This is a genomic window from Acinetobacter sp. S4397-1 (genome assembly GCF_024129285.1).
GTDB lineage: Bacteria > Pseudomonadota > Gammaproteobacteria > Pseudomonadales > Moraxellaceae > Acinetobacter > Acinetobacter lwoffii_C.
In genome coordinates this window covers 1-5,716 of the sequence record NZ_JAMXXZ010000059.1, presented here as the reverse complement: position 1 = coordinate 5,716, position 5,716 = coordinate 1, and the positions used below count along the sequence as shown (strand labels likewise).

Below are 5,716 nucleotides of genomic sequence, written 5' to 3'. Positions count from 1 at the left end.
ATTTTTGATTGAGAATAGAAAGATGTTGAACTTTAGAATCTAATTGCTGATTGGTGACTTCAAGATGTTGAACTCTGGCATCTAATTGCTGGTTTGATTGTGCTAGAGACTGATGCTGCATCGCCAACTGCCGGGTAAATTCCAGCAGTTGTTCATGGGTCAGTTGGCTTAAGTCAGGCAGCGTATTCATGACCGCAGTATGCCTGAGGTCATGAAGGGAATGAAATAGAACGTTTGGAGAATAGCAGAATAGCCGAGCTTGGTTTAGAGCATTGTTACCACTTGCTGTCGTCCAATGCGCTGCCAGGGCAAACCCTGGATTAATGCCTGTAACTGTTCCGGGTTGAGGACCACGGTTTCACCTTGGTGAACTTGAGCCCAGTGGAATTTTCCCTGTTCCAGCCGCCTGGCACACAGCCAGATGCCCAGTCCATCATGTACCAGCACTTTCATACGATGGCCACGTTTATTACAGAACAGGTAGGCGCAATGCGGTTTGATGTAGCCAAAGGCTCTCACCACCTGAGCCATGGTCGTATCCATACCTGCACGCATGTCCATGGGCTGAGTAGACAACCAGATTTCATCAATGCGGATCATGTTGCAAGTGCCTTGAGTAATTCTGCCAAGACAGGTATTTCTGATGTCTGCCATTTTAGCTGAATATCATTATTCGTATGAGGCACGGTGATACACAACGTGATCCTCTCATCAATAGGTTGGCTGATTGCAGCAGTGTAAGGCAAAGCAATAAATGCTGGATTCACATGAGTAGGATCCTGCACGGCACCATCATGATGGCTGAAGATCCTGATCCAACGACTGACAAGGTTGGCATTAATACTATGTTGCAGTGCGACCGAAGCGATCGAGGTATTAGGATTTTTACAGGCATTGACAATACTGAGTTTGAATTCTTTGCTGTATGTTCTGCGTTTTTTAGCAACAGGAGGTGTTGCTGAATATATATCCATGTTCATAGATTAAGTCCCCACTTGTTTTTAGGTGGGAACTAAATTAAGGCTTATAGGATCGCTTGGTAAGGCTGTGTTAGCTGGATGCTTACTTTCTTTTACCTTAATAACGTATTTGTTTAACGGCAGCATACCTTTTGAAACACCACCAAATTATTTATGTTCCACCAGCATATATACTTCCCTATCGAAAAATCTGATAAGAATTGATTATTTTGATACAAAACCTGAAAACTGGGAGTGCTTATATGGACATATATAATATTTCCGGATAAATATAAAACTACTCCACAAGAAGAAAGGCAGAATTTAATCTCAGTCCGAAGTAACAGTACTCTCAAAGACCAAATGTAAAGAAGCATACTTAAGAAAATAAATTTCAATAATGCATGAGGATGTAATTAGTTTCAGGGTGCTAAGAAAGTGTAGCAACTTGCTACACTTTTTCGCTTTTTTGAATCAGCTGTTTTAAGAAATCTTCTAATTGTAAGAGACTGGCTTCGTCAATTTCCGAGATATTCAGAGAAACCTTAAGCTGTTTTTGATTCAGTTTGATATTCCCCGCAATCTTACCGGCATATTCAATTTTTCTGACCACGGATGTTGTGGTCAGTTTTTCTGGATTCTGACTCAATAGTTTTTCAGCATAAGTAGTAACTTTGCTTTGCTCGAGTTTTTTGTCTTTTAATTTTTCCCAAGCTCCGAGTAAGGCCACTTCGGCTTCAGAGAGTTGTTCAAGATGATCCGATAGAAATTTTTTGAATGCAGTTGCAGCAGTACGGCCTAGCAAGCCTGGTTCCACATCAAGGTCATTTAAAATTGCTTGCGGCAGTTTTTCGTATGCTAAATACTTGTACATATCTTCGCGATTTAAACCCAGTGAATTGGCTAAACGTTGCTTGTTTTTCTTTAATTTCTCATCAAGTGAGTTCAGGCCAATAAAAATCTCATAATCTGTCAGATCCTGACGCTTTAAATTCTCTGCCAGGGTTAACAAAGATGCTTCTACATTATTTGCATCAATGATAATGGCTTCAATCACAGACTTTCCGAGTAATTGATGTGCCCGTAAGCGTCGCTCGCCTGCAATCAGTTCATATTTCAGATTATCCAATTTACGCACTGTAATGGGCTGCAAAAGGCCGATTTCATTAATAGAATCCGCCAGTTCTTTTAACTGTGACTCTTCAAATATTTTACGCGGCTGGTTTGGACTTCGGCTGATATCCTCAATAGGGACATTACGTCTAAACTCTTTCGGCTCTTTAATATTGTCTTTCTGTGCTTGCTGATGTTTTTCTGTATTCTGTTTCAGTTTCTGAGCTAAAAGCTCTTTGGTGCTTGCCATAATGCTCTCAGGTTTTAATTTTCACTACAATTTCATTGGCAAGGTTTTCAAAAGCCTTACGTACTTTTGAATTTTTTTCTACTTTCAAAAGTGGTTGTTGCAGAATCGCTGCTTGATTGACTTTAGTACTTTGAGGAATTGTGGTTTCTAAAATTTTACCTACCTGTTTCAAGGCTTCATCCCGAATCAGCTTACAGACATTCTGACGTTCATCATGCTTAATTAGTAAAGCGCCTAAAAGCTCTAAATCTGGATTAATACGTTTGATTTTTTCAAGATGATTTAAAAGATCTGTTACCCCATACAATCCATATTGTGATCCTGATTCGATAGGGATAATGACATGTGTTGAAGATGCCAAGGCATTGCTGGTTAATAATTTAAGGCTAGGTGGACAGTCGATCAATATAAAATCATAAAGATCTTTTAATAGTTTTAACTTGATATTTAACTCTTCAGAAGGACGGGGAGCTTCTTCTTTTAGTTGATCTTCAGTTTTTCCTAAATTTAAGGAACCATAAATTAATGATACTTTTTCAAAGTTCGTTTCTTCTTGTAATGCATCTGCCAACAACGAAATATCGCCCACTAGTAATTCTGCTGTAGTGACAGTAATTTCGCTTGGATGTTGGATCCCAATGTGTAAACTTGCGTTTGCTTGAGGATCTAAATCAATGACTAAAACTTTGTAGCCCAGATTGGCAAGTTCTGAGGCTAGGTGTACAACAGTCGTTGTTTTGCCACATCCGCCTTTATGGTTAGCAACAGTAATAATTTTTGCAGACATGCGTGTCAGATGCTTCCTTATTTCAATGTTTAGTAATATAAATAACTTTCATTCATCTTACTATAGTTTTTAAATTTATAAATCCTATTTATTCAGCTGTAAAACAACTTAAAAAATAAATTTTTAACTAAGCTAGCTTAATTAAAAATTAGAATAATTAGTTATTTAGCTAATTAATAATTAGGATCATTTTTTTATTATATAAAACAAATGCTTGTAACTTTAAAAGTGGAAGGTTTGTCACTATAAAGTGGAAGGTTTGTCACTCAAAAGTGGAAGGTCTGTCACCGTAAAGTGGAAGGTCTGTCACTATAAAGTGGAAGGTTTGTCACTCAAAAGTGGAAGGTCTGTCACTAGGGTGGAAGGTTTGTCACTACTATTTTTAGAACTGCTATTTTTATTTAAAAATAATTTAAAAAACAAATATTTAAGCTGTTAATAAAGTCTCATAACTAAGCTTTAAAGGTGGAAGGTTTGTCACTGTATCTTCTTAACCTGTGGATAATCTGTTTTTATTGGATATTTCCTGATGATTATATGTGCAGTTATACCTTTTAAATCTAACAAAAAGGTGGAAGCCTTGTCACATCAGGGTTTTTATCTGACTTAACCTAACTAGACCTGAATGAAAAAAGTAAAAATAGGCCTTCTGAACTGTAATTTCGAGACTAAAGGTGGAAGGTCTGTCATCATGGGGTGGAAAGATTATAATTAATTCCACTTTAAGTGCAGGAAATCGGCTAAAAGGCTTCTTTTTGATGACAAACTTTCCACTTTTAGAATATTGTGGTGAAAGTCTTGAAAGTTTTTCCACTTTTGTATATAAAAACTAAGTTAAATTATAAATATCACGGTTATGACAGAATCTGAACCATTGCAAGAAGAATCGAATTATATTCCTTACTGTATAGGCAACATTCGCCATAATGGCGTTGTCAGTACCAGTAACCGTTTAATTCGCCCAATCGAATTATCAGCCAATGAATATAAGGCACTTCTATATGCAATGGCGGTTGCGAATTATAGTGAGAAAAATAGGGTAGATGGTGAAATTACCGAACAAACTTATATTTATTTGTATAAGGATGATTTGGCAGATTTACTAGGATTAAATAAACGTAATTCAATTAATGTTGCAATAGATCGGATCTATAAAGAGCTTTCATCCCGGGTAGCTCATTTTATTATTGAGGAACCAGCTGATAATGGTAAGAGAAAGACTAAAAAAGTACATTCTGTCGTTCCCATTATCCGTGAGTTAAGATGGGAAGATGATTCTAAAAATGCGATTCAGATTCGTTTTACCAGTGAGGTGTTGCCGTATTTCACTCAACTGGCTGGGGGTAATTTTACTACCTATCAGCTAAAACATCTTTTTGCCCTAGATTCTGTTGCCAGTATGAGTCTTTATACTTATTTCATTAAAAACGAATTTAAGTACGCCAATCAAAAGAGTTATGAAGTGCCATTACTTTTAGAAAACTTGAAAGCACTGATTGATATTAATGAAACCAAATATGATCGCTGGGTAGATTTTAGACGCTATGTATTAGACAAAATAGTGGCAGAAATTAACGAAAATACAGATCTACAGTTAGAGTATGAAACCGTTAAGAAAGGCCGTCCAATTGTAGGTGTGAATTTTAAACTGCATCATCGGATTGCTGATAAGACACTGGATGAATTTGAAGTGATTGAAAAAATCTATCTTGATGTTCCATTTGAAGACAATGCATACGTAAAAGAATTAGGGGCTAAATTCGATATGAATGTACGTTCTTGGTATATTTTTAATAATGATGAAAATTATCAGCAGTTCAAGAAGTGGTTTAAAAAAGTAGGATGCCTCACTGACTCTCAAGCAAATATTGTCATTAATGACACTTTATTCCAAATGGATTTTGCTGAAATTGGTATGGGGTTGAATGACTTTAAACGAAATATGAAGCATAAACTTAAAAGTAATCCGGAATTCGTCCATAGTATTCGTGAAAGACTGAATGATATTTTTGGTAAAGAGTTGATCTAGCGAAAAGTGTAGCAACTTGCTACACTTTTTTAGATATATGTTAGTAAAGAATACAAGTGGTAAGAACCTTAGGATAAAAACGACTCTGTTGCATGAAGTGTGAAAATTGAGACTCCTACTGACATGTTAACGGTTCAAATTATTTTACCCCACTCAGGAGCAGAAATTGGCTTGAAATGGCAAGTATCAGAAATATCTGCTATAGCAGAATTACTCAAGGCACTTGCAATATAGTCCGACTTAAAGAAATATTTATTAAATATGGAAACAATCTTATCTATAATTTTTTTAATAGTTTTATATGCTTACTTGAAACTTTATAACTCCCATCCCTATTTTTTTTTAGATAAAAATGGTGTCATCAAAAGAGAACGTCAGAATCTATTTTTTCAAGACTTTCTCGACATAAAGAAAAGTGATTTTGATGAATTAAAAAGAATTCATCTATCTTACTTTCCTGATGGAAGCTGTGAAATTCATCAACCAGTGGTGGTGTTCTAAAAAGTATGCTGGCATCAGACATAGCCATAATTGACATAGAAGAATACCAAATCAAACACCTTAAAGTGGTTATCAAA

At 36.1% G+C, this 5,716-nt stretch carries 6 protein-coding genes and 1 pseudogene; 1 reads left to right on the top strand and 6 read right to left on the bottom strand.

Annotated features, from left to right (window positions below; genetic code table 11):
• The 5 genes and pseudogenes from NI467_RS14840 to NI467_RS14295 form a co-directional block, all read right to left on the bottom strand.
• A pseudogene (locus NI467_RS14840) lies at positions 1–190 on the bottom strand (IS66 family transposase); the annotation flags it as partial.
• Between the two features lie 74 nt (positions 191–264).
• Positions 265–600 (bottom strand): IS66 family insertion sequence element accessory protein TnpB, encoded by a 336-nt coding sequence (tnpB, locus tag NI467_RS14310; RefSeq protein ID WP_165382150.1) that lies wholly within the window; start codon positions 598–600, stop codon positions 265–267.
• Positions 597–980 carry a transposase gene (locus tag NI467_RS14305; protein WP_163143575.1) on the bottom strand — a complete coding sequence of 128 codons (384 nt, stop codon included), beginning with the start codon at positions 978–980 and terminating at the stop codon, positions 597–599. Before NI467_RS14305 ends, tnpB begins: the two co-directional genes overlap by 4 nt.
• Positions 981–1,410: 430 nt before the next feature.
• On the bottom strand, positions 1,411–2,322 hold the full coding sequence (locus tag NI467_RS14300) for a ParB/RepB/Spo0J family partition protein (RefSeq protein WP_119879449.1): 912 nt from the start codon (positions 2,320–2,322) through the stop codon (positions 1,411–1,413).
• A gap of 7 nt (positions 2,323–2,329) precedes the next feature.
• Positions 2,330–3,109 carry a ParA family protein gene (locus tag NI467_RS14295; RefSeq protein WP_253153474.1) on the bottom strand — a complete coding sequence of 260 codons (780 nt, stop codon included), beginning with the start codon at positions 3,107–3,109 and terminating at the stop codon, positions 2,330–2,332.
• Between the two features lie 856 nt (positions 3,110–3,965).
• On the opposite strand from NI467_RS14295, the gene NI467_RS14290 reads away from it, so the two are divergent.
• Positions 3,966–5,138, top strand: coding sequence for a replication initiation protein (locus NI467_RS14290; protein WP_253153473.1), 1,173 nt, complete (start codon positions 3,966–3,968; stop codon positions 5,136–5,138).
• Positions 5,139–5,499: 361 nt separating this feature from the next.
• Here the strand turns inward: NI467_RS14290 and NI467_RS14285 are convergent.
• The coding region (locus NI467_RS14285) for a hypothetical protein (RefSeq protein WP_253153472.1) at positions 5,500–5,716 on the bottom strand (217 nt) is incomplete at its 5' end.